The sequence below is a fragment of the Cellulosimicrobium sp. NPDC055967 genome, assembly GCF_042269845.1.
Classification (GTDB): Bacteria; Actinomycetota; Actinomycetes; order Actinomycetales; family Cellulomonadaceae; genus Cellulosimicrobium.
This window is the reverse complement of the sequence record NZ_JBHJYJ010000003.1, coordinates 228,681-251,235: the sequence shown is the minus strand read 5'-3', so window position 1 is coordinate 251,235 and position 22,555 is coordinate 228,681. Positions and strand designations below refer to the sequence as shown.

The following is a 22,555-nucleotide window of genomic DNA, read 5'->3' as shown; positions in this document are numbered from 1 at the left end:
GCTTCTGTCCATACTGCCGCCCGGACAGCCCCGGCACCCTGACGCTGACACCGTCCCCAGCGGGTCCCTACTGGGCATGCTCCGAGTCGACGCAGCACCGGCTCCGGTTCGACCACACACAGATGCCGTCGATGCGCTGAGCCACCTCGCTGCAGGATCGCGCACCCTCGAACCAAACACGCCGGGCACGACGGCGCCCCGCACCCGGCGCGAGGGGGTCGCTCGGGTGCGGGGCGGCGTCGGGCACGACGCTGTGCCTGCTCGGCAGGTGCGTCTACGGGGTCGCGGTCCGCGGGAGCGGGGCGACCGCGTGCTGCCGGGGAGTCGTGCTCTCGCCGTCGGCGGCACCACCCGCGGGCGCCGCCTCGGGCGCCGGGGAGGGCGCCCCGTCGACCTGCTGCTCGCCCGCGACGGGCGCGGGGTTCGCCGCGGGCTCCGCCGGCGGGACCGTGTCGGTGGCCGCGGGCCGACGGGTCGAGCCGTTGATGACGCCGTCGTCCTCGAGGTCGTCGAGGTCGTCCTCGTCCACCGCGCTCGCACCGTGCTCCGCGCCCGCGGCGAACACGGACGGGTCGGGCGGGTTGCCGAGCTTGACGTGGTTGAACAGCAGGTTGAGCAGGATCGCCATGACCGCGGCGGAGCTGATGCCCGAGTGGAAGATGATGCCGAACCACGTGGGGAACTGGTCGTAGAAGTCGGGCTTGGCGATGGGGATCATGCCGAACGAGATCGACGCCGCCACGATGATGAGGTTCATCGGCCGGGAGTAGTCGACCTTCGCGAGCGTGCGGATACCCGAGGCGGCCACCGAGCCGAACAGCACGACGCCCGCACCGCCGAGGACCGGCGTCGGGACCGCGGCCACGACGCGGCCCAGGACCGGGAGGAGGCCGAGGACCACGAGGATCGCGCCGCCCGCCGCGACGACGAACCGCGACTTCACGCCCGTGATGGCCACGAGCCCGACGTTCTGCGCGAACGCCGACTGCGTGAACGAGCCGAAGAACGGCGAGACGACGGACGACGCCATGTCGGCGCGCAGACCGTTCGCGATGCGCTTGCGGTCCACCTTCGTGCCGACGATCTCGCCCACGGCGATGATGTCCGCCGTCGTCTCGGTGAGGGTCACGAGGATGACGATGAGCATCGAGATGATCGCGGCGATCTCGAACGTCGGGGCGCCGAAGCCGAGGAACGACGGGAAGGCGGCGACCGGGCCGTCGCCGACGCCGGAGAAGTCCGCCTTGCCCAGCGCGAGGGCGATGAGGGTGCCGACGACGATCGCGATGAGGATGGACAGGCGCGAGATCGTGCCGCTGCCCACCTTCGACAGCAGGATGACGATCGCGAACGTCAGCGCGGCGAGGCCGATGTTGCTCACCGAGCCGTAGTCGGGCGCGCTCGCGTTGCCGCCCATCGCCCAGTTGGCCGCGACGGGCATGAGGGTCAGCCCGATCGTCGTGATGACGACGCCCGTGACGACCGGGGGGAAGAACCGGATGATCTGCGCGAAGAACGGCGTGATGAGCAGGCCGACCGCCGACGCGACGAGCACCGCGCCCAGCACCCCGGGGATCCCTCCCCCGCCGTTGACGATCGCGACCATCGTCGACACGCCCGCGAACGACACGCCCTGCACGAGCGGGAGCTGCGAGCCGAAGAACGGGATGCCGAGCGTCTGCAGGATCGTCGCGAGGCCGCCCATGAAGAGGGACGCCGCGACGAGCGTCCCGATCTCGGCCCCGGTCAGCCCGGCGGCGCCGCCCACGATGAGCGGTGGGGCGATGATGCCGCCGTACATCGTGAGCACGTGCTGGAACCCGTACCCGAACGTCGACCCGATGGGCAGCCGCTCGTCCTCGGGGCGTACCGGACGACGTTCTGCGCCGTCCGTGGCCCTCGTGGCTCGCGCGTTCATAGCGGACCTCCTCGTCAGCTATCGTTCCGCTTGGCGGAAAACTACTTCCACTATTCGAACGCCGAGTGTGACGTGTGTCAAGTCCCCTCCGGCAACTCGCACGTGGCCAGCGCGAACACCCCCGCGAGCTGTCAGCACCTCGTCGTCCTGGAGCGCGACCACGTGCTGACAGCTCGCGAGGGCGTCAGCCCGCGACGAGGCGGCGGGCTGCGGCCGAGTGCTCGGCGACCAGGGCGCCGAGGTCGAGGTCCGGGATCGCGCCGTCGACGACGCGCCACTCGCCGCCCACCATGACGCGGTCCGCGCGGTCGGCGCCGCACAGCAGGAGCGCGGCGACCGGGTCGTGGGAGCCGGAGAAGCGCAGCTCGTCGAGGCGCCACAGCGCGAGGTCGGCCTGCTTGCCGACGGCGAGCACGCCGACGTCGTCCCGGCCCAGGACGCGTGCGGAGCCCCGCGTGCCCCAGCCGAGCGCGCGCGTCACGGGGATGTCGGCCCCGTACCTGAGTCGCTGGAGGTAGAGCGCCTGGCGCGCCTCCAGGATCATCGTCGAGGCGTCGTTCGACGCCGAGCCGTCCACCCCGAGCCCGACGGGCGCGCCCGCGTCCTCGAGCTCCACGGCCCGCGCGATCCCGGACGCGAGGCGCATGTTCGACGTCGGGCAGTGCGCGACGCCGGTCCCCGCGGCCCCGAGGCGACGCACCTCGTCGTCGTCGAAGTGGATGCCGTGGCCCAGCCACGCGCGGTCCGTGAGCCAGCCGACCGACTCGAGGTAGTCGACCGTGCGCAGCCCGAACCGCTCGCGGCAGAAGTCCTCCTCGTCGATCGTCTCGGCGAGGTGCGTGTGCAGGCGGACGTCGAGGTCCTCCGCGAGCGCCGCGCTCTCGCGCATCGCGTCGGTCGTCACGGAGAACGGCGAGCACGGCGCGAGCGCGATCTGGACCTGCGCCCCGGCGCCGCGCTCGTGGTGGCTCTCCACGAGGCGCTGCGAGTCGGCGAGGATCACGTCCAGGCTCTGCACGACCGACTGCGGCGGCAGGCCGCCGTCGTCCTGACCGAGCGTCATGGACCCGCGCGTGAGGGTCGCGCGCATCCCGAGCCGCTTGACGGCGGCGACCTGCAGGTCGATCGCGTCGTCCAGGCCGGCCGGGAAGACGTAGTGGTGGTCGGCCGCCGTCGTGCAGCCGGAGAGCAGCAGCTCGGCGAGCGCGACGGTCGTCGCGAGCTCGTGGTCGCGCGGCGTGAGCCGCGCCCACACCGGGTACAGGCGCTGCAGCCAGGGGAAGAGCGGGGCGTCGGCGACCGGCCCCCAGGCGCGCGTGAGCGTCTGGTAGAAGTGGTGGTGCGTGTTGATCAGGCCGGGCGTGAGCACGTGCTGCGACGCGTCGAACGTCTCGTCGACCGGCGCCGACGGCTGCGCTCCCGCCGAGACGACCTCGGCGATCACCCCGTCCTCGACGACGACCCCGCCGCGCGCGTCCGGCGCGTCCGGGGCGTCGTCGGCGGTGAAGACGCCGAGCGGGTCGCGGACCCAGGTGCGGGTGCTGGTCATGGTGCCTCCTGGTGGCTCGTCGCTCACCGGGGCGCGGCTCCGGCGCCACGGTGCGCCGGCTCAGTGGTCCTGTCTGCCGATCCAGGTGCCGCGGGACCCGCGGCTGGGCCGACCGTAGGCCGGGCCGCGACGGACCGTCAACCCCGGCGGACGACGCCGCGGGCCTCCGCCGCGCGCGACCTGCGGCGCTGCGGGATCCTGGGACCCGCCGCCCGCCGACACCCGGAGAACCGCCCGTGAACGTCTACGCCCCGCTCGTCCCGGTGTTCGTCGTCGCGCTGCTGGCGCCGCTGCTCGCAGGGCTCATGCCGGCGCGGTCGCGCGTGCCGCAGGTGGTCGTGCTCCTGCTCGGCGGCATCCTCATCGGCCCGTCCGCGCTCGGCCTCGCGACGCCCGCCGACGTCACGCTCCTGTCCGACCTCGGCATGGGGTTCCTGTTCCTCCTCGCCGGGTACGAGCTCGAGCCGAACCTCCTGCGCGAGCGCGTCGGGAAACGCGCCGGGGCGGCGTGGCTGACGTCGCTCGTCGTCGGGGCGGCCCTCGTCCTCGCCGTCGTCGGCCACGACTCCCCGCACGCGGTCGCGGCCGGGGCGATCGCGCTCACGACCACCGCGCTGGGCGTCGTGCTCCCGATCCTGCGCGACGGCGGTCAGCTCGGGTCGCGGCTCGGGCGCACCGTGCTCGTGGTCGGGGCGGTGGGCGAGCTGGGACCGATCGTCGCGATGGCGGTGCTGCTCGGGACGCGCGAGAGCGGGGTCGCGGCGATCCTGCTGGTCCTGTTCGCCGTCGTCGCGATCGCGCTGTCCGCGCTCCCGGGCCGGCTGGGGCGCCTCAAGGCGCTCGGCGGCGACCGCCTCTTCAGCGCGGCCGAGCACGGGACGGGCCAGAGCACCCTGCGCCTCACCGTGCTGCTGCTCGTCGCGCTGCTCGCGCTCGCCGCGGGGCTCGGGTTCGACGCGGTGCTGGGCGCGTTCGTCGGCGGCATGGTGCTGCGCCGCTGGGCGCCCGGCGACGTCGAGGCGCTGGAGAAGAAGCTCGACGCGGTCGCGTGGGGCGTGTTCGTTCCGGTGTTCTTCGTCAGCTCCGGCATGGGCCTGGACATCGACTCCATCGTCGCGTCGCCGCTGCTGCCGCTGACGTTCTTCGCGCTCATGGTGGTCGTGCGGGGCGGGCCGGTGCTGCTGTGGTTCCGGCGCGAGCTGCCCACGGTCGAGCGCGTCCAGACCGCGCTCTACGCCGCGACCGCGCTGCCGCTGCTCGTCGCCCTCACGGAGATCGCGGTCGAGCAGGAGGCGATGACGTCGCGCGTGGGCGCGGCGCTCGTCGGCGCGGGCGTGCTGTCGGTGATCGTGCTCCCGATGGTCGCGAGCCGCCTCGGCCCGCGACCCACGACCACCGCCGACACCACGGACGCCAGCGACCCGCCGAGCGGTGCACGTACGCACGAGTGAGGCACCCCGGGGTGCACCCTTCGTGCGCACGTGCAGCGCTCGACGCGGGCCGTCAGGCGAGCGGGCAGGACGTCAGAAGGTCCACTGCTGGTTGGTCGAGCCGTGGCAGTCCCAGATCACGAACCGCTGGCCCTCGTAGAGCGGGTTGCCGCCCTCGGCGTCGAGGCACTTCCCCGCCTGCGGGTTGCGCAGCGTCCTCGCCCCCGCGTCGTAGGTCCACTTCTGCGCGTTCGTGCCGTTGCACGTCCAGAGCTGGACCGCCGTCCCGTTCGCCGTGCCGCTGCCGCTCACGTCGAGGCACTTGCCGAGCGCCCTGATGGTCCCGTCGCTCCCCCGCGTCCAGGACTGGGCGACGTTGCCGTTGCACGGGACGATCTGCACGCGGTTGCCGTCGTGCGTCTGGCCCCACGGGACGTCGAGGCAGTACCCGTTCGTGATCCGGATCGTCCCGGTCCCGGTCGGGAGGCTGCCACCGGGGTTCGGGTTGGAGGTTCCCGAGCCGTTGTCGTAGACCCGGACGTAGTCCACCTTCATCTGCTGGGGGAACGAGGTCGTGCCGTCGGGGTACCCGGGCCACTGCCCGCCGACCGCGACGTTGAGGATGAGGAAGAACGGCTGGTCGAACACCCACGCGTTCGCGCCGACGCTCGCGCGCGTGACGCGGTGGAACTGCTGGCCGTCCACGAACCACGTGATCTCGCCCGGCTTCCAGTCGACCGCGAAGGTGTGGAAGTCGTCGGCGAACGACCAGCCCTGCGGGTGCTGGTACATGCCCGTGATGCCGGCGCCGCCCGAGTACCCCGGTCCGTGCACCGTGCCGTGCACGCGGTGCGGCTCGAAGCCGACGTTCTCCATGACGTCGATCTCGCCCGACGCCGGCCAGCCGACCCCCGGCAGGTTGCCGCCGAGCATCCAGAACGCCGGCCAGATCCCCTGGCCGCGCGGGATCTGGATGCGCGCCTCCACGCGCCCGTACTGCGGCTGGAACTTCCCCTGCGTCGTCATGCGGGCGGAGGTGTAGGACCCGTCGGCCTCGCGGCGCGCGGTGATGACGAGGTGGCCCTGTCCGTCGAGCGCCGAGTTCGCGCGCGACGTCGTGTAGTTCTGGAGCTCGGCGTTGCCCCACCCTCCGGCGCCCGTCTCGTGGTTCCAGCGGGCGGAGCTCGGGGCCGAGCCCGCGGCGCCGTCGAACTCGTCCGACCAGATGACGTCACCCGGCGCAGCGGTCGCGGCGGGGGCCGCGACGAGCGCCGCGGCGCTCACGGTGAGCGCCGTGACCGCGACCGCGACGACGCGGCGCGCGGTCTCGCCGACGCGCGGTGCCCGACGGCGTCGCGGCCGGCCGGGTCGTGGGCGGGCGCCCCGCAGGGGCGTGGGACGGGGTGAACGCTGACGTGCGAGGTCCATCGATCCTCCAGGTCCGGCGGCGGCTGCCGCCTGCGTCTCGCCACGGTGCGCGACGTGCTCTCGGCGCGACCCTGCACCGGGGCGGGGGCCGCTCCTCGGCCCTCCGCCCGCGAACCTACGGGGTGTCGGGCTTGTGAGCGAGCGCTCTCTCGGCGTGTCGTGGAATCGCTCCCACATCCCCCCTCGTGAACTGCAAGGCGCCGAGGCCAGGGTCCAGGCGCCCCAGGCTCAGGCCGTCGCCGGGACTGCCGCGTCGAGGATGGCCTCGGCCGCTCGGCGCGCCTGGCGCGCGACGTCGACGTCCTGCGTGATGGCCGCCGTCGTCTGCGCTCCCTCGGCGAGCAGCACGACCTGGAGCGCGACGTCGTCGGGCAGCCCCGCCTCGCGCACGACGTCACGGGCGTACCGCTGGAACGACTCCTTGTGCTCGCGCACGGCCGCGGCGACGGCGGGCGACGTCGCGCCGAGCTCGCCGAACGAGTTGATGAACGCGCACCCGCGGAATCCTTCCTCGCGGAACCACGCGTCGAGGAAGCCGAACACGGCGAGCAGCCGGTCGCGTGGTGTGGTCGCGCCGGCCGCCGCGCGGGTGATCCCCGCGTCCCACTGCTCGGTGCGGTGCCGCAGCACGGCGACCACGAGGTCGTCCTTGGACGGGAACAGCGAGTAGATGCGCTTGAGCGACACCCCGGCCTCGGCACGGACCGCGTCCATCCCCACGGACTGGACGCCGCGGGCGTAGAACAGCCGGTCGGCGGCGGCCACCACCGCCGTGCGTGCGCTCGCGTCATCGAGCATCGTCATCTCCTGTTCACGTCGCGCCACTTGCGCTGAGAACCATCGTTCTCTAGTGTAGCGACCACCGGGAGAACGATCGTTCTCTCGACTCTGCGAAGGGAGCACGGCCATGGGGTACATCACCGTCGGGCAGGAGAACTCCACCGACATCGAGCTCTACTACGAGGACCAGGGCACCGGCCAGCCGGTCGTCCTCATCCACGGCTACCCCCTCGACGGGCACAGCTGGGAGCTCCAGAAGCGCGAGCTGATCGCCGCCGGCCACCGCGTCATCACCTACGACCGCCGCGGGTTCGGCGCGTCGAGCAAGGTCGGCAGCGGGTACGACTACGACACCTTCGCGGCCGACCTCAGCACCGTCCTCGAGACGCTCGACCTGCGCGACGTGATCCTCGTCGGGTTCTCCATGGGCACCGGCGAGCTCGCCCGCTACGTCCACAACCACGGGCACGAGCGTGTCGCCAAGCTCGCGTTCCTCGCGTCGCTCGAGCCGTTCCTCGTCCAGCGCGACGACAACCCCGAGGGCGTCCCGCAGTCCGTGTTCGACGGGATCGCCGAGGCGGCCCGCGCCGACCGGTACGCCTGGTACACGCAGTTCTACAAGGACTTCTACAACCTCGACGAGAACCTCGGGAAGCGCATCAGCGAGGACACCGTCCGCGCGAGCTGGATCACCGCGATCGGGTCCGCCCCCGTCGCCGCGTACGCCGTCGTGCCCACGTGGATCGAGGACTTCCGGGCCGACGTCGAGGCGGTCCGCGCGGCCGGCAAGCCGACGCTCATCCTGCATGGCACGAAGGACAACATCCTCCCGATCGACGCGACCGGGCGCCGCTTCCGCGAGCTCGTGCCGGACGCCGAGTACGTCGAGGTCGAGGGCGCGCCCCACGGCCTGCTCGTCACCCACGCGGCCGAGGTCAACGAGGCGCTGCTCGCCTTCGTCGGGCGCTGATCACCGCGGCGGCCCTCGGGGCCCGGGCGCCGGGAGACCGGCGCCCGGGCCGTCGTCGGGCTCAGCGTCAGGCGACCGACACGCGGTAGTCGTCGGCGTCGTCGTCCCAGGCCAGGTCGACGGCGCCGGCGGCCTGCGCCGCCTTGCAGAACTGGAGGAAGCCGCGGTACCCGAGCGCCTTCTCGCTGAAGTCGGGGCGCTTCTTGCGGATCGCGTTCTTCAGGCCGGACAGGACGGTCGAGCCGCCCTCCTCCCGGACCACGTCGCGCACGAGCGCGAACGCCTGGTCGGTGTCGCCCTGCGCGGGCAGCGACACCTCCGGGTCGCCCGTCGCGGGTCCCGGCGCGAGCTCCACGAAGCTCCGGTCGGCGAGGAACCGCAGGAACTCGCCGAAGTTGCGGAACCCGTAGTCGGCCTCGCTGAACGTCGGGTCCTTGCGCAGGAGCGTGCGCTTGAGCACCGACGCGGTGACGGGTCCGCTCGTGGACGCCTCGAGGTCCGCGAGCGTCTGCGCGACGCGCACCTCCATGGGGACGTCCTCGCCCGACGGCGCGTCGTCGTCGCCCTCGGGGGTCGTCGCGGCGAGCGCGGGCTCGTCGGCCGGCTGCTCGACGGGCGTCGTCTCGCCGTCGACCTCGGCGTTCTCGGTCACGACGGGCTCGCCCCGCCGGGACGAGCGCCCGACGGCCTCGCCGAGCTCCGCGAGCGCCGCCGCGGCCGGGGTCTCGACCTCCGGCTCGGCGATCTCGGTCGCCTTGCGACGTCCGGACGTGCGCCCGCCGGAACGCTTCGCCTTGGCCCCGCCCGACGCCGTCGCACCGGACGTGCGCGAGCCGCGGACCGAGCGGGGCTCCGGCTCGTCCGGGACGTCGACGCCCTCGAGCCGGTCGTAGAAGAGGAACTCGTCGCACGCCGGCGGCAGGAGGCGCGACGTCGACTTCTCGACGCCCACGCCGATCACGCGCTTGTTGAGCTCGCGCAGCTTGTGGACGAGCGGGGAGAAGTCGCTGTCCCCCGTGCACATGACGAACGTCGAGATGTAGTCGCGCTCGAACGCCATCTCGATCGCGTCGACGACCATCTTGATGTCGGCCGCGTTCTTGCGCGACGCGCCCATGCGCTGCGGCATCTCGATGAGCTCGACCTGGTGCCGCGTGAGCGAGCGCCGGTCCTCGTCGAAGTACGACCAGTCGGCGTAGGCGCGCCGCACGACCACCCGCCCGCGCACCGCGAGCGCGTCGGCGATCGGGCCGAAGTCGAACGTCATGCCGCCCAGGTGCTCGCGCGCGCCGAGCGCGAGGTTCTCGTAGTCGATGAAGACGGCCAGGCGTTCCTCGGTGTCCATGCCCGCCAGCCTAGGTGCAGAGGCCGCCCCCGCCCCGCCGAACCCGGGTTCATGCGGTACCGCCCTCCGCCGAACCCGGGGTTACCCCCCACCTCGACGCCGATCTGGCGAACAACCCCGGGTTCGGCATCGTGAGCAGATGTGTACGAGCGTACGCATCGTGCGTACGATCGTCCGCATGTCGTCTCCTCCTCCCGTGCGGCCGGCGCCGGACGTCCGGCGGGCGCGGGTCGCCGTCGCCGCGCTGTTCCTCACGAACGGCGCGCTGTTCGCGAACCTCGTGCCGCGCTACCCCGAGATCAAGGCCGGGCTCGACCTGGGAAACGCCACGTACGGGCTCGCCGTCGCGGCGTTCCCCGCGGGGGCGATCACCGCCGGGCTCGCGGCCGCGGCGCTCGTGCGGCGCTTCGGGTCGGCGCGCGTCGCCGTCGCGGGCACGGTGCTCACCGCGGCCGGGCTGCTGCTCGCAGGCCTGGCGCCCGCCCTGCCGCTTCTCGTCGTCGCGCTGTTCGCGGCGGGCGCGACGGACGCGTTCACCGACGTCGCGCAGAACGCCCACGGCCTGCGCGTGCAGCGCCGCTACGGCCGCTCGATCATCAACGGCTTCCACGCGCTCTGGTCGGTCGGCGCCGTGGTCGGCGGTGGCATGGCCGCCGCCGCGATCGCGCTCGACCTCCCGCTCGCCGTGCACCTGGCGATCACCGGCGCGCTGTTCTCCGTCGTCGCGCTCGTCGCCCTGCGCGCGTGCCTGCCCGGGCTGGACGGCGAGGTGCCCGACGGCGTCGCGGGCGAGGCCGGGACGCTCACCACCCCGGGCGCCCCGACCAGCACCGAGGCCGCCGCGGCGGGCGCCGCCGCGCGGACGTCCCGCACGCGCACCGCCGCGGCCCTCGCCGCGCTCGTCCTCGTCGCCGTCGCGGGCACGCTCGTGGAGGACGCGGGCAGCACGTGGGCGGCGGTCTACCTCTCCGGATCGCTCGGCGCCCCGGCGACGCTCGCCGCCGCCGGGTTCGTCGCGCTCGTCGGCGCGCAGTTCGTCGGTCGGCTCGTCGGCGACCGCCTCGTCGACCGCTTCGGCCAGCGCGCCGTCGCCCGGACCGGGGGCGGGCTCGTGCTGCTCGGCACGGGGCTCGCGCTCGCGTTCCCGTCCGTCCCGGGCACGATCACCGGGTTCGCCGCCGCCGGGTTCGGCGTCGCGACCCTGGTCCCCGCCGCGATGCAGCAGGCCGACGAGCTCCCGGGACTGCGCGCGGGCACGGGGCTCACGCTCGTGTCGTGGCTCATGCGCCTCGGATTCCTCCTGTCCCCGCCGATCGTCGGGCTCGTCGCCGACGCCACGAGCCTGCGCGCCGGGCTGCTCGTCCTGCCGCTCGCCGGCCTCGTCGTCGTGCTCCTGGCCGGGGTGCTCGCCCCGCGCCGGCGCTCCACGGGCCGACCGGGCCCGGCCGGCCACGACCGGCATGATGACCACGACCGCCGCACGACCGCGCCCGAGGAGGCCACCACCGCATGACCACCGACTACTTCGCCGGCGACGACCGCACGAGCTACGAGCGCATGGCCGCGGGCGACCTGTACGTCGCCGACGACCCCGAGATCGCGCGCGGCGTCCACCGGGGCATGGTCCTCGTCGACGCGTTCCACCGCGCCGTCCTCGACGGCGACGGCGACGACACCCGTGCCCGCGAGATCCTCGCCGACCTGCTCGGGTCGCTCGGGGAGGGCTCGTGGGTCAAGCCGCCGCTCGCGGTCGACTTCGGCAGCAACGTGCACCTCGGAGACCGGACGTTCGTCAACTCCGGGCTCACCGCGCTCGACGTCGCGACGATCACCGTCGGCGACGACTGCCTCCTCGGGCCGAACGTCCAGCTCCTCACGCCGACCCACCCCGTCGACCCGCAGCCCCGGCGCGACAAGCTCGAGGCCGCCGAGCCCATCACGCTCGGCGACAACGTGTGGCTCGGCGGCGGCGTGATCGTGTGCCCCGGCGTGACGATCGGCGACAACACCGTGGTGGGCGCGGGCTCCGTCGTGACGCGCGACCTGCCCGCGAACGTCGTCGCGGTGGGCAACCCGGCCCGGGTGATCCGCGAGAACATCTGACCATGAGCGCCCCCGCGGCCCCGACCGGGCCGACCCCCCGCGCCCGCCGCCACGACCCCGAGCGCCGCGACCGCATCATCGACGCGTGCCTCGACGTCGTCGCCGAGCACGGCGTCGCGGGCACGTCGCACCGGCGCGTCGCGGCCGCCGCCGACGTCCCGCTCGGGTCGATGACGTACCACTTCGCCGGGATGGACGAGCTGCTGCGCGAGGCGTTCGGCCGGTTCGCGCGCGACGCCGCCGCCCAGTTCGAGCGCCGCATGAGCGACGCGCGCACGACCGAGGAGGCCGTGCAGGCGGTCACGACGCTCATCACGCACGACGTCTTCGCGACGCAGCGCGACCTCGTCCTGTCGCACGAGCTCTACACGCTCGCGGCGCGCGACCCGGCCTACCGGACGCTCAGGAACGACTGGATGCGCCGCAGCCGCGACGCGCTCGGCCGCCACTTCGACCCCGCGACGTGCCGCGTGCTCGACGCGTTCATCGAGGGCATGACCATCCACCGCGCGCTGGACACCGAGCCGCACGACGACGTCGACGTCCTCGGCGCGGTCCGGCGCCTCACGCAGGTCCCGTGACCGGCGGGCGACCCCGTCAGGGGGTCGTCACGTCGAACAGCTCGCAGGTCGTGCCGTAGTAGGCGTCGGTCGTGCCGCGGTGGGTCATGCCGATCCGCCGGCACACCGCCTGGGACGCCGCGTTGTCGGGATGCGTCACCGCGACGACCCGGTCGAGACCCCGCTCGAACGCGTGCGCCAGGACGGCGGCCGCCGCCTCCGACGCGTACCCGCGGCCCCACACGTCGGGGTGGAAGTGCCACCCGATCTCCGTGTCGCCCGACGGCTGCAGCGGGTCGCCGGTGCCGGACGCCGGGATGGGCTTGAGCAGGATGGTCCCCACGGGCGCGCCGTCGGGCAGCCCCGTGCCCTCGCCCTCGCGCGGGACGACCGCCCAGACCCCGTGCGTGCCGTCGTCGGCGGCCGCCCAGCGCTCGACCCGCTCCAGCGCCTCGTCGCGGTGCTCCAGGACGCGCGGCGTCACGCCGACGAACCGCATGACGTCCCAGCGCGAGTAGATGTCGAGGACGGCGTCGGCGTCGTCGGGCTGCCAGGGGCGGAGGGTGAGCCGGGGCGTCGTCAAGGTCTGCATCGCCCCAGGCTACGAGGCCCACAGGTGCCCGGGGGCCGCGGCGTCAGACGATCTTGGGGAAGGTCGCGAGGAAGACGACGCCGACGACGAGCACCACGCACGCGAGGCCGACCATGGCCCAGGAGGCGCGCTCGGAGCGGAACCGGCCCGCGAAGGCGCCGAAGAACAGCACGAGCGCGAAGAGCACGGTCGTCAGCGTGTAGTTGTCGCCCCGCTGGTTGTTGACGAGCGCCTGCGCGAAGAGGGCGTCCGCACGCTCGTCGGCCTCGACCGCCTCGACCGCGCCCGGCGGGACGTACACGTCGAGCGCGAACGGGCTGGGCGCGGCGTCGGGGTTCTGCAGGGGACGCGACGCGAGCCACTCGTCGAACGCCGGCTGGAAGTGGGGCGTGAACCGCGCGCGCGTGAACTCCTCGAGCTCGGTGTCCCCGGTCGCGTACGCCTCGAGCCACAGGCCGAACACCTGGAGGTCGATCGACCGGGCGGTGTCGGCGTGCGCGCGCTGCGTCGACGCCTCGATGCGCTGGGTCGACGCGCGCGAGAACGCGATCGACATCTCGCCGCCCCACTTGCTGGCCTCGAACCCGCTCCAGGCGGTGAGGACGGCCGTCACCGCGAGCAGCACGACGGTCACGGTCTCGCGCCACGAAGGGCCCGCGTGCTCGCGGTTCTCGGCCTGCTCGCCGTCCGCTGCCTGCTGGACCTGCTGGACCTGCTCGACCTGCTCGCCCTCGTCGGCCACGGCAGGACCGTAGCCCGCGCCGTGGATTCGCGCGCGGCGGGCGCCGTTCGTCGCACGCGGGCCACCGTTCGTCGCACACCTCGACCGCCGGTCGACGTGACCTGGATCACCCCCGCGCGGGCTCCCTAGCCTTCCGAGGTCGGACGCAACGACGCGACCCTGGAGAGGCTCGATGACGACAGACACCCGCGCGGCGCGGAACGCCGCCCCCGACGAGCCGGAGATCGTGCCGGACCCGTCGCTGCCCCCCACGGCGGTGCCCGAGGACCGCACCCGGACCCGCTGGACCCCGCAGAAGGTCGCCCTCTGGGTCGCGATCTCGCTGCTCGGCGGCATCGCCTGGGTCATGCTCGCGGTCGTCCGCGGCGAGACGGTGAACGCGATCTGGTTCGTGTTCGCCGCCGTGTGCACGTACCTCATCGGGTACCGCTTCTACTCCAAGGTCATCGAGCGCTACGTCACGCGCCCCGACGACCGCCGGGCGACGCCCGCCGAGTCGCGCGAGGACGGCAAGGACTACGTCCCGACCGACCGCCACGTGCTGTTCGGCCACCACTTCGCCGCCATCGCCGGTGCGGGCCCGCTCGTCGGCCCGGTGCTCGCCGCGCAGATGGGCTACCTGCCGGGCACGATCTGGATCATCGTCGGCGTCGTGCTCGCCGGCGCGGTGCAGGACTACCTCGTCCTGTTCTTCTCCATGCGCCGCGGCGGGCGGACCATCGGCCAGATGGCGCGCCAGGAGCTCGGGCGCGTGGGCGGCACCGCCGCGATCGTCGCGTCGCTGCTCATCATGATCATCATCGTCGCGATCCTCGCGCTCGTCGTCGTCAACGCGCTCGGCGAGAGCCCGTGGGGCGTGTTCTCCGTGTCCATGACGATCCCGATCGCGCTGTTCATGGGCGTGTACCTGCGCTACCTGCGCCCGGGCAAGATCACCGAGGTCTCGGTCATCGGCTTCGTCCTGCTGCTCGCCGCGATCATCGGCGGCGGCTGGATCGCCGACACCGCCTGGGGCGCCGACCTCTTCACCCTCGACCGCACGACCATCGCCGTCGGCGTGATCGTCTACGGCTTCGTCGCCGCCGTCCTTCCCGTGTGGCTCCTGCTCGCCCCGCGCGACTACCTGTCGACGTTCATGAAGGTCGGCGTCATCGTCGTCCTCGCCGTCGCGGTGATCGTCGTGCGGCCGGAGATCACGGTGCCCGCGATCAGCGAGTTCGCGAGCGGCGAGACGGGCCCGGTCGTGTCCGGGGCGTTGTTCCCGTTCCTCTTCGTCACCATCGCGTGCGGCGCGCTGTCCGGCTTCCACGCGCTCATCGCGTCGGGCACGACGCCGAAGCTCGTCGAGAAGGAGCGCCAGACGCGCTTCATCGGCTACGGCGGCATGCTCATGGAGTCGTTCGTCGCGATCATGGCGCTCGTCGCCGCGATCTCGATCGACCGCGGCATCTACTTCGCGATGAACTCGTCCGCGGCCGCGACCGGGGGCACCGTGGAGGGGGCCGTGGCCTTCGTCAACGGGCTCGGCCTCATGGGCGTCAACCTCACGCCGGACATGCTCACGTCCACGGCCGAGGCCGTCGGTGAGCCGTCGATCGTGTCCCGCACGGGCGGCGCCCCCACGCTCGCCCTGGGCCTCGCGCACATCATGCAGCAGCTCGTGGGCGGCACCGCGATGATGGGCTTCTGGTACCACTTCGCGATCATGTTCGAGGCGCTGTTCATCCTCACCGCCGTCGACGCCGGCACGCGCGTCGCGCGCTTCATGCTCCAGGACACGATCGGCAACGTCGTGCCGAGGTTCCGGGACGTGACGTGGCGCCCGGGGGTGTGGTTGTGCACCGCGATCATGGTCGCCGGGTGGGGCAGCATCCTCTACCTCGGCGTGACCGACCCGCTCGGCGGCATCAACACGTTCTTCCCGCTGTTCGGCATCGCGAACCAGCTCCTCGCGGCCATCGCGCTCGCCGTCGTGCTGGCGATCGTCGCCAAGCGGGGGCGCAGCTACCAGCGCTGGCTGTGGATCGTCGCGGCGCCGCTCGCGTTCACCGCGGTCATCACCATCTGGGCGTCGATCGAGAAGATCTTCTCCCCCGTGCCCGCGGTCGGGTACTGGGCCAACCACAACGCGTTCAAGGACGCGCTCGCCGCGGGCGAGACGTCGTTCGGCACGGCCGGCTCGGTCGAGGCCATGGAGGCGGTCGTCCGCAACACGTTCGTCCAGGGCACGCTGTCGATCGTGTTCGTCGTCCTCGCGATCGTCGTCATCGTCGCGTCGGTCCTCGTGACCGCGAAGGCGCTGCGCGTCGGCGGCGGCACGAACCACGAGGACCCGCCCGTCGCGTCGCGCCGCTTCGCCCCGGCCGACCTCGTCGCGACGAAGGCCGAGAAGGCGATCCAGAAGGAGTGGGCGGCGCTGCCGCCCGAGAAGCGTCCTGCCGCGACGGGGCACCGGTGACGGTGCGGCAGGGCACGCAGGGTCCCGCCACGACGGTCCGCGCGACCGTCGTGGCGGGGCTCCGCGCCGTCCGCTGGTACGTGCGGCAGGTCATGGGCGACGACGCGTACGCGACGTACGCCGCGCACCAGCGCGCGGTGCACCCGGGCGGGGTCGTGATGACCGAGCGCGAGTTCTGGCGCATGCGCCACGCCGAGCAGGACGCCAACCCTGGCTCGCGCTGCTGCTGACGGCCTACGCTCGGCGCCGTGCTCCGCGTCCCCCTCGACCTGCTCCTGCCGCGCGTCTCGACCGCCGACGTCCGGCGCTGCGTCGCGGAGCTGCCCCGCCGCGGGCAGGAGGTCCGGGTGCGCGTGCGCGGCGACGCGCTGGTCGCGCGCCGCTGGGCCAGCGGTGCGCACGCGAGCGGCCACAGCGTGCTGCGAGCCCGTCTCACCCAGGAGCCCGACGGCGTCCGGGTGCGCGGGGCGGTCGCGCCCAGCGGGCTGGACCTCCTCCTGGTCGCGATCTGGCTCGCCGCGGCCGCCGGGCTGGCGACGCTCGGCGCCGTCTACCAGAACGGTGTCGCGTGGTGCGTCGCGCTCCTCCCCCTCGCGTTCGGCGCCGTCTTCGCCGCCTGGCTGCTCGGGGCCGCACGGTCCGGTCACGCCGTCCTGCTCCGGGCGCTCGCCGGCCTCGGCGAGAGTCCCGACCCGGACCGGCTACGGTGACGGGCGTGGCCCGCACTCCCGTCCCCGTCACGCTCGACCCGCCGCGGGGCCAGATCCCCACCGTCTCGGTCGTGCTCGCGACCGACCCCTCGACCGCGGCCGGCTGGGTCGCCGAGGCGTTCGGCTCCCAGCGCTGGAAGCGCCGCGCCTCGGACGCCGCCCACCGGGCGGGCGCCGCCCTGTGGGAGATCGGGGGCGCCGGTCGCGCCTTCTTCCTCGACGACCTCGACGTGCTGCGCTGGATCACTCCGCGCGCGACGGCGCTCGTCTCGCACGGCCGGGCCGTCGCGACGGTCGGCCCGCTCGACCCGGGGACGGGCCACGCTCCCGCCACGACCGTCGCCCTGTCCCTGGTCGACGGCGCCTTCTCGTGCCGCGAGAGCCTCGGCGCCGTCGCCCGCGGCCTGTGCGACCGTGCCGTCCGCGCCGGGGTGCTGCACCCGGACGACGTCCCGGTCTGGGCGAACGCCGTCGAGATCCCCGCCGGGTCGCCCCTGCACCCGGCCACGGGACGACAGCTCTTCCGCCGTGGCTGAGGCGACGGCCGGGCACGGGACGGTCCCGCCCCTGGTCGAGCTGGCCATGGGCGACGCCGCGAAGCGTCAGGTGCTGCGCTCCAACATGGCGCTGATCTCGATCCTCGCGCCGCTCGTGGGTCTCGCGCAGCTCCCGGCGGCGATCGCGAGCGGCAACCTGGCGCTCGCCCTCGGGTTCCTCGCCTTCGCGCTGTCCATGATCCCGCTGACGTACGCGATCGGGCGTCGCATGGTCGACCGCGCGCGGATCGTCCTCGGCGACGGGACGTACACCGTGCACGGCTGGGGCCGGACGAAGCGGTTCACGGTCGCGGACGTCGACCGCGTCGTCACCGTGGACCGCATGGCGTTCGGGATGGCCGGGGCGACGCACCACCTCATCGTCGTCGCCCCGACGAAGCGGCTGCTCCTGCTCGTCGGGCAGATGTGGGACCGCGACCAGCTCTCGACCGTCGCGCTCGACCTCGCGCGCCGCGGCGTCCCGCTCACACCCTGGCACCAGCCGGTCACGCCGGCCCAGCTCCGCGCGTTCGACCGGCGGCTCGTGCCCTGGACGCAGGCCCACCCGGTCGCGCTCGCCCTGCTCGTCGGGCTCGGCACGCTCCTCGTCCTCGTGGTGCTGTTCGTCGTCCTGGTCGCGATCCTCGTCTGAGCGTCGCGAGGACGTACCCCTGGAGGGCGTGCGGTCCTCAGGCTTCTGCGCGTGGGGCGCGACGGAGAGCGCCACCGTCGCGCGGGTCCGCGCCGAGATCCTGACGGTCACGCGCACCAGGCGCGGGCCGACGTCGTGCACGCGCGCGACCGTCGTCGAGCACGGCCTGGCCGCCGAGCGGCCGACGCCGCTGATCCAGGACGACTGGTCGACGGCCGAGGCGAGGACGCCTCAGGGCGGGACGTGACGCTGGTTACGATCGCTGCATGTCCGGGCCCGTGTTCGCCGGCGCCGTCGCCGGTCTCGTCGTGGGCGTGCTGCTCACCCTCGGGCTCGTGCTCGCGTGGCGGCTCGCGCGCGGGTCGCGCGAGCTCGGGAGCGACTCGGACCGCGCGACGTTCCGCACCCTGCACCTCGCGTCGCGCGCCGCGACGCACCTGCGGGGCGGGCTCGACGGCGACGACGTCGGGCGCGCGGCCCGCTCGCTGCGCCAGCTCCTCGGCGCGGACGCGCTCGCCGTGGTCACGGCCGAGGGCGCGGTCGCGCTCGACGGCAGCACGACGCTGGAGCCCGACGCGCGCCGAGTCGCCGAGCGCGTGCTCGCCACCGGTCGACGGCACGTCGAGAGCCGGGACCACAAGAACGGCGACGAGGCGGGCGGCGACGTCGCGGACGCCGTCGGGGCCCCGGTCGTCGCGGGCGGTCGCGTCGCGGGCGTCGTCGTCGCGTTCGCGGGCACAGTCCGCCCGCCGCTCGTGCGCGCGACGGGCGAGGTCGCGCAGTGGTGCTCGGCGCAGCTCGAGCTCGGCGAGCTCGAGGCGTCGCGCACCGCGCTCGCGCAGGCCGAGCTGCGTGCGCTGCGCGCCCAGATCAGCCCCCACTTCGTCTACAACGCGCTCGGCGCCATCGCGTCGTTCATCAGCACGGACCCGGAGCGGGCGCGCGACCTCGTGCTCGACTTCGCCGACTTCACGCGCTACTCGTTCCGCGGCCGCGGCGACTTCACGACGCTCGCGGACGAGCTGCGCTCCATCCACTCCTACGTCGAGCTGGAGCAGGCCCGGTTCGGGGAGCGCCTCGCCGTGACCCTGCAGATCGCGCCCGAGTCGCTGACGACCGTCATCCCCTTCCTGTCGGTGCAGCCGCTCGTCGAGAACGCGGTCCGGCACGGCCTGGAGCCCCAGGAGCGCGGCGGGACGATCGTCATCACCGCGCGCGACGAGGGCACCCAGACCGAGATCACGGTCGAGGACGACGGCGTCGGCATGGACCCGGCCGTCGTGCGCGAGCTCCTCACGTCGCGCGGGAGCGAGCACGTGGGCCTGCGCAACGTCGACCGGCGCGTGCGCCAGCTCTACGGCGACGACCACGCGCTCGACATCGAGACCGCCCCCGGCTCCGGCACGCTCGTGCGCCTGCGCGTGCCCCGCTCCCAGCCCCTGCACGAGACGGAGGTGAGCGTGCCGTGACCGGCACCGACCCGACCCCCGGCCCGGCGCCCCAGGACCCGGCCGCCGTCGGGCTCGACGTGCTCGTCGCCGACGACGAGCGGCCCGTGCTCGACGAGCTCGTCGCCCTGCTGCGGCGCGACCCGCGCGTGCGGACCGTGCTCGGCGTCGCGACCGGCTCCGAGGCGCTGCGCGAGCTCTCCTCGCGCGCGGTCGACGCGGCGTTCCTCGACATCCACATGCCTGGCCTCACCGGCCTCGACCTCGCCCGCGCGCTGTCGCGGTTCACCGACCGCCCCGCGGTCGTGTTCGTCACCGCCGACGAGGCCCGCGCGCTCGAGGCGTTCGACGTCGAGGCAGTCGACTACGTGCTCAAGCCCGTGCGCCGCGAGCGCCTGACCCGCGCCGTCGACCGGGTCGTGGAGCGCGTCGCGGACCGCGCCGGGCGCGGCGTCGGGGCCGGGGCCGGCGTCGGGACCGGCGGCGTGCCCGACGGCGGAGCCTCACCGTCCGTGAGCGCGGCCCCTCCCGCGCCGGCCGCCCGGCCGCGCGAGGCGCCGGAGGACGAGACGCTCGTCGTGACGGTCGGGACGACGACGCGCCTCGTCCGCCGCAGCGCGGTGCGGTGGGTCCAGGCGCAGGGCGACTACTCGCGGCTCGTCACGGACACCGAGCAGTTCCTCGTGCGCGAGCCGCTGTCCGACCTCGAGGAGCGCTGGGCGCCCGCCGGGTTCCTGCGCGTCCACCGGTCCTACCTCGTGGACCGGGCCGCCGTGACCGCGGCACGGTTCGGCGGGGCGCAGCCCGCGCTCGTCGTGGCGGGGCACGAGGTGCCGGTGAGCCGCCGCATGGTCCCGGCCGTGCGGGAGGCGCTGCTCGGCCCGCACCGGGGCCCGTCGTGAGCGGCCCGGACCCGTCGTCGGGCGCGGCCCCGACCGACGACGGACGCGCTCCCGCTCGAGAGACGCACCCCGAGGTGCATCCCCCGGCCCGGGGTGCAGCACCCGGCGAGGGTCGACCCGAGCGCGTGCGCGTCCGGTCGACCGATCCCCTGCCCGCCGGCGGACCCGCGGCCGGCGTCCCGGCGGGCGGGCCGCCGTCGGGCACGTCCACGGCCACCCCGCGTCGGCCCGAGGAGCCGGACGCCGCCGCGGCGCACTACACGCGCGGCCTCGTGCGGGCCCAGCTCCGGCTCGGGCTCGCGTGCGTGGTCTCGTTCCTCGCGGTCGTCGCGCTGCTCACGGTGACGATGAGCGCGGTGCCCGCGCTGGACTCCGTGGTGCTCCTCGGCGTCCCGCTCCCCTGGCTCGTGCACGCGTACGGGTTCTACCCCGTGATCGTCGCGTTCGCGGTCGTGTTCGCCGTCGCGGCGGCGCGCAACGAGCGCCGGTACCGCGCGCTCGCCGAGGGATCGGGCGGGTCCGTGGATCCCGCCCCCGACGAGGCGGGCGCCCCGTGAGCGCGCTGCCCCTCGTCGCGATCGGGCTGCTCCTGCTCGCGACGGGGCTCATCGGGTTCTACGGCCTGCGCATCTCGCGCACCACGAGCGACTTCTTCGTCGCGTCGCGCACGGTGCGGCCGGTGTGGAACGCGTCGGCGATCAGCGGCGAGTACCTGTCCGCGGGCACCTTCCTGGGCCTCTCGGGGCTCGTCCTGCTCTCGGGCGCCGAGGCGTTCTGGTTCCCCGTCGGGTACGCGGCCGGCTACCTGCTGGTCCTGCTGTTCGTCGCGGGCCCGCTGCGCCGCAGCGGCGCGTACACGATCCCCGACTTCGTCCACGCCCGGCTCGACTCCGTCGTCGCGCGCCGCGTCACGAGCGTGCTCGTGCTCGTCATCGGGTGGCTCTACGTGGTGCCGCAGCTCCACGGCGCGGCGCTCGTCATCACGAGCGTCGCGCCCGTCCCGCCGTGGGTCGGGTCGGTGGGGATCGCGGTCGTCGTGAGCGCCGTCGTCGCGGCGGGCGGCATGCGCTCCATCACGTTCGTCCAGGCGTTCCAGTTCTGGGTCAAGCTCACCGCGCTCGCGCTGCCCCTCGTGTTCGTGCTCATGGCGCTCGGCGGCGCGTTCGAGCCCGGGGGTGCCAGCGTGACCTTCGACCCCGCCGCCGTGTTCCCGCACGACGCCGGGCCCGGCGGCCTCGACGCGTACGCGACCGTGTCGCTCCTGCTCGCGCTGCTGCTCGGCACGACCGGCCTGCCGCACGTCCTCGTGCGCTTCTACACCTCGCCCGACGGCGGCTCGGCCCGCCGCACGACCGTCGTCGTGCTCGTGATGATCAGCGTGTTCTACATGGTGTCCAGCACGCTCGGGCTCGTCGCCCGGGTCGTCGCGCCCGACCTCGCGACGCCCGGCGTCGCGGACACCGTCGTGCTCACCCTGCCGACCCGCCTCGTCCCCGGGCTCGGCGGCGAGCTGCTCGCCGCGCTCGTCGTCGCCGGGGCGTTCGCCGCGTTCCTCGGCACGTCGTCGGGGCTGGTCGTGGCGCTCGCGGGCGTCGTGAGCCAGGACCTGTTCGGCGGGACCGTGCGCTCGTTCCGCTGGTCGGCGGTCGCGTGCACGCTCATCCCGCTCGCGTTCGCGCTCGTCACCATCCCGCAGGGGCTCGTGACGAGCGTCGGGACGGTGTTCGTGTTCGCCGCCTCCGCGCTGTCGCCGGTGATCCTGCTCGGCGTGTGGTGGCGCCGCCTCACCGCACGCGGCGCGGTGGCGGGGATGGTCGTGGGGTCCGTCCTGTGCGCGACGGCGCTGCTCGCCTCGTCCGCGCTCGTCGCCGCGGGCTACGGTGCCGGCCCGACCGGGGATGCAGCCGACGGCGTCCCCGGCGTCGTGCGTGCCCTGCTCGCCCAGCCCGCGGCGTGGACCATCCCGCTCGCGACCGCGACCGTCGTCGTCGTGTCGCTCCTCGACCGGCACGGCCCGCCCCTGCGCACCGACAGGTTCCTGCGGCGCCTGCACGTGCCGGAGCTCCGGCGTCGTTGACGACGGTGTGAAGCCTGAGATCTGTAGCGTGGAAAGCGTGAAATCTGTAGCGCAGGAGCCCTGACCTGGTCAGATCCAGCGCGCGCCGATCTCGTCGTGGAGCTGCTGGGTCTTCTGCACGCGCAGGACGCCGTCCTCGACCGCGGCCTCCAGGCCGACCTCCCGTGCGATCGCGACGATCGCGTCGCGCTGCTCCGGGTGGTCGTCGGCGTCGCCGCCGTCCCACAGCTCGAGCCACCGGTCGGTGGGGTCGTCGCTGCCGCAGTCGGCCCACACCCGGCAGATCCGGTCGAGCTCGTCCTGGGTCATCGGGCGGGTCGGGGTGGCGTACACGCGGGCTCCTCGGTTCGTCGCT

Annotated in this window: 23 protein-coding genes; 15 read left to right on the top strand and 8 right to left on the bottom strand. The window is 74.0% G+C overall.

The features are described 5' to 3' along the window. Positions 1-274 precede the first annotated feature (274 nt). Together ACFC2L_RS05965 and ACFC2L_RS05960 are read right to left on the bottom strand one after the other, a co-directional pair. The gene (locus tag ACFC2L_RS05965) at positions 275-1,918 is read right to left on the bottom strand and encodes a nucleobase:cation symporter-2 family protein (protein WP_375823371.1); all 1,644 of its coding nucleotides are present in this window, start codon (positions 1,916-1,918) and stop codon (positions 275-277) included. Between the two features lie 184 nt (positions 1,919-2,102). Beyond that, a complete protein-coding gene (locus ACFC2L_RS05960) occupies positions 2,103-3,467 on the bottom strand; it encodes an 8-oxoguanine deaminase (RefSeq protein ID WP_375823370.1) in 1,365 nt (454 codons plus the stop codon). Positions 3,468-3,703: 236 nt separating this feature from the next. Between ACFC2L_RS05960 and ACFC2L_RS05955 the strand changes: the two genes are divergently transcribed. Continuing rightward, complete coding sequence (locus ACFC2L_RS05955) at positions 3,704-4,918, top strand: cation:proton antiporter (protein WP_375823369.1); 1,215 nt, start codon at positions 3,704-3,706, stop codon at positions 4,916-4,918. Between the two features lie 72 nt (positions 4,919-4,990). On the opposite strand, the gene ACFC2L_RS05950 is transcribed toward ACFC2L_RS05955, so the two are convergent. Both ACFC2L_RS05950 and ACFC2L_RS05945 read right to left on the bottom strand, forming a co-directional pair. Continuing rightward, positions 4,991-6,325: a ricin-type beta-trefoil lectin domain protein gene (locus tag ACFC2L_RS05950; RefSeq protein ID WP_375823368.1), complete on the bottom strand. Its 1,335-nt coding sequence runs from the start codon at positions 6,323-6,325 to the stop codon at positions 4,991-4,993. A 228-nt stretch (positions 6,326-6,553) separates the two neighbouring features. Beyond that, positions 6,554-7,129 (bottom strand): TetR/AcrR family transcriptional regulator, encoded by a 576-nt coding sequence (locus tag ACFC2L_RS05945; RefSeq protein ID WP_375823367.1) that lies wholly within the window; start codon positions 7,127-7,129, stop codon positions 6,554-6,556. 103 nt (positions 7,130-7,232) lie between these two features. Here ACFC2L_RS05945 and ACFC2L_RS05940 point away from each other — a divergent pair, with 103 nt between their 5' ends. Next, positions 7,233-8,075, top strand: a complete 843-nt coding sequence (locus ACFC2L_RS05940; protein WP_375823366.1) for an alpha/beta fold hydrolase — start codon at positions 7,233-7,235, stop codon at positions 8,073-8,075. A 67-nt stretch (positions 8,076-8,142) separates the two neighbouring features. Here the strand turns inward: ACFC2L_RS05940 and ACFC2L_RS05935 are convergent, their stop codons facing one another. Then, complete coding sequence (locus ACFC2L_RS05935) at positions 8,143-9,420, bottom strand: NYN domain-containing protein (protein ID WP_375823365.1); 1,278 nt, start codon at positions 9,418-9,420, stop codon at positions 8,143-8,145. Positions 9,421-9,598: 178 nt separating this feature from the next. Between ACFC2L_RS05935 and ACFC2L_RS05930 the strand changes: the two genes are divergently transcribed. The 3 genes from ACFC2L_RS05930 to ACFC2L_RS05920 are packed head-to-tail and all read left to right on the top strand — an operon-like array spanning position 9,599 to position 12,104. Continuing rightward, a complete protein-coding gene (locus ACFC2L_RS05930) occupies positions 9,599-10,933 on the top strand; it encodes an MFS transporter (RefSeq protein ID WP_375823364.1) in 1,335 nt (444 codons plus the stop codon). Beyond that, on the top strand, positions 10,930-11,523 hold the full coding sequence (locus ACFC2L_RS05925) for a sugar O-acetyltransferase (protein ID WP_375823363.1): 594 nt from the start codon (positions 10,930-10,932) through the stop codon (positions 11,521-11,523). The genes ACFC2L_RS05930 and ACFC2L_RS05925 overlap by 4 nt, the downstream gene beginning before the upstream one ends. Before the next feature lie 2 nt (positions 11,524-11,525). After that, complete coding sequence (locus ACFC2L_RS05920) at positions 11,526-12,104, top strand: TetR/AcrR family transcriptional regulator (protein ID WP_375823362.1); 579 nt, start codon at positions 11,526-11,528, stop codon at positions 12,102-12,104. Positions 12,105-12,120: 16 nt separating this feature from the next. On the opposite strand, the gene ACFC2L_RS05915 is transcribed toward ACFC2L_RS05920, so the two are convergent. Both ACFC2L_RS05915 and ACFC2L_RS05910 read right to left on the bottom strand, forming a co-directional pair. Beyond that, a complete protein-coding gene (locus ACFC2L_RS05915) occupies positions 12,121-12,675 on the bottom strand; it encodes a GNAT family N-acetyltransferase (protein ID WP_375823361.1) in 555 nt (184 codons plus the stop codon). A 43-nt stretch (positions 12,676-12,718) separates the two neighbouring features. Further along, positions 12,719-13,417: a hypothetical protein gene (locus ACFC2L_RS05910; protein WP_375823360.1), complete on the bottom strand. Its 699-nt coding sequence runs from the start codon at positions 13,415-13,417 to the stop codon at positions 12,719-12,721. Between the two features lie 172 nt (positions 13,418-13,589). On the opposite strand from ACFC2L_RS05910, the gene ACFC2L_RS05905 reads away from it, so the two are divergent. From ACFC2L_RS05905 to ACFC2L_RS05860, 10 genes are all read left to right on the top strand, one after another. After that, complete coding sequence (locus ACFC2L_RS05905; RefSeq protein WP_375823359.1) at positions 13,590-15,875, top strand: carbon starvation CstA family protein; 2,286 nt, start codon at positions 13,590-13,592, stop codon at positions 15,873-15,875. Beyond that, positions 15,872-16,105 (top strand): YbdD/YjiX family protein, encoded by a 234-nt coding sequence (locus tag ACFC2L_RS05900; protein WP_375823358.1) that lies wholly within the window; start codon positions 15,872-15,874, stop codon positions 16,103-16,105. The genes ACFC2L_RS05905 and ACFC2L_RS05900 overlap by 4 nt, the downstream gene beginning before the upstream one ends. An 18-nt stretch (positions 16,106-16,123) precedes the next feature. Then, on the top strand, positions 16,124-16,585 hold the full coding sequence (locus ACFC2L_RS05895) for a hypothetical protein (RefSeq protein ID WP_375823357.1): 462 nt from the start codon (positions 16,124-16,126) through the stop codon (positions 16,583-16,585). Between the two features lie 5 nt (positions 16,586-16,590). Next, entirely contained in the window at positions 16,591-17,121 is a 531-nt protein-coding gene (locus ACFC2L_RS05890; RefSeq protein ID WP_375823356.1) for a hypothetical protein, read from the top strand. Then, the gene (locus ACFC2L_RS05885; RefSeq protein WP_375823355.1) at positions 17,114-17,773 is read left to right on the top strand and encodes a hypothetical protein; all 660 of its coding nucleotides are present in this window, start codon (positions 17,114-17,116) and stop codon (positions 17,771-17,773) included. The genes ACFC2L_RS05890 and ACFC2L_RS05885 overlap by 8 nt, the downstream gene beginning before the upstream one ends. 28 nt (positions 17,774-17,801) lie before the next feature. After that, positions 17,802-18,020, top strand: coding sequence for a hypothetical protein (locus ACFC2L_RS05880; protein ID WP_375823354.1), 219 nt, complete (start codon positions 17,802-17,804; stop codon positions 18,018-18,020). 19 nt (positions 18,021-18,039) lie between these two features. Beyond that, a complete protein-coding gene (locus ACFC2L_RS05875) occupies positions 18,040-19,242 on the top strand; it encodes a sensor histidine kinase (RefSeq protein ID WP_375823353.1) in 1,203 nt (400 codons plus the stop codon). Next, positions 19,239-20,123, top strand: a complete 885-nt coding sequence (locus ACFC2L_RS05870) for a LytR/AlgR family response regulator transcription factor (RefSeq protein ID WP_375823352.1) — start codon at positions 19,239-19,241, stop codon at positions 20,121-20,123. Before ACFC2L_RS05875 ends, ACFC2L_RS05870 begins: the two co-directional genes overlap by 4 nt. A 125-nt stretch (positions 20,124-20,248) precedes the next feature. Beyond that, positions 20,249-20,680 (top strand): heavy metal transporter, encoded by a 432-nt coding sequence (locus ACFC2L_RS05865; RefSeq protein WP_375823351.1) that lies wholly within the window; start codon positions 20,249-20,251, stop codon positions 20,678-20,680. Continuing rightward, positions 20,677-22,200: a cation acetate symporter gene (locus ACFC2L_RS05860; protein ID WP_375823350.1), complete on the top strand. Its 1,524-nt coding sequence runs from the start codon at positions 20,677-20,679 to the stop codon at positions 22,198-22,200. Before ACFC2L_RS05865 ends, ACFC2L_RS05860 begins: the two co-directional genes overlap by 4 nt. 69 nt (positions 22,201-22,269) lie before the next feature. Here ACFC2L_RS05860 and ACFC2L_RS05855 read toward each other — a convergent pair whose 3' ends face one another. Then, complete coding sequence (locus ACFC2L_RS05855) at positions 22,270-22,533, bottom strand: hypothetical protein (RefSeq protein ID WP_087470335.1); 264 nt, start codon at positions 22,531-22,533, stop codon at positions 22,270-22,272. Between the last annotated feature and the right edge of the window lie 22 nt (positions 22,534-22,555).

Excerpts from the sequence above, each read along its gene's own strand:
- ACFC2L_RS05935 (WP_375823365.1), bottom strand. The coding sequence starts at position 9,420 with ATGGACACCGAGGAACGCCTGGCCGTCTTCATCGACTACGAGAACCTC.
- ACFC2L_RS05965 (WP_375823371.1), bottom strand. The coding sequence starts at position 1,918 with ATGAACGCGCGAGCCACGAGGGCCACGGACGGCGCAGAACGTCGTCCG.
- ACFC2L_RS05960 (WP_375823370.1), bottom strand. The coding sequence starts at position 3,467 with ATGACCAGCACCCGCACCTGGGTCCGCGACCCGCTCGGCGTCTTCACC.
- ACFC2L_RS05905 (WP_375823359.1), top strand. The coding sequence starts at position 13,590 with ATGACGACAGACACCCGCGCGGCGCGGAACGCCGCCCCCGACGAGCCG.
- ACFC2L_RS05915 (WP_375823361.1), bottom strand. The coding sequence starts at position 12,675 with ATGCAGACCTTGACGACGCCCCGGCTCACCCTCCGCCCCTGGCAGCCC.
- ACFC2L_RS05920 (WP_375823362.1), top strand. The coding sequence starts at position 11,526 with ATGAGCGCCCCCGCGGCCCCGACCGGGCCGACCCCCCGCGCCCGCCGC.
- ACFC2L_RS05945 (WP_375823367.1), bottom strand. The coding sequence starts at position 7,129 with ATGACGATGCTCGATGACGCGAGCGCACGCACGGCGGTGGTGGCCGCC.
- ACFC2L_RS05940 (WP_375823366.1), top strand. The coding sequence starts at position 7,233 with ATGGGGTACATCACCGTCGGGCAGGAGAACTCCACCGACATCGAGCTC.
- ACFC2L_RS05950 (WP_375823368.1), bottom strand. The coding sequence starts at position 6,325 with ATGGACCTCGCACGTCAGCGTTCACCCCGTCCCACGCCCCTGCGGGGC.
- ACFC2L_RS05930 (WP_375823364.1), top strand. The coding sequence starts at position 9,599 with ATGTCGTCTCCTCCTCCCGTGCGGCCGGCGCCGGACGTCCGGCGGGCG.
- ACFC2L_RS05875 (WP_375823353.1), top strand. The coding sequence starts at position 18,040 with ATGTCCGGGCCCGTGTTCGCCGGCGCCGTCGCCGGTCTCGTCGTGGGC.
- ACFC2L_RS05925 (WP_375823363.1), top strand. The coding sequence starts at position 10,930 with ATGACCACCGACTACTTCGCCGGCGACGACCGCACGAGCTACGAGCGC.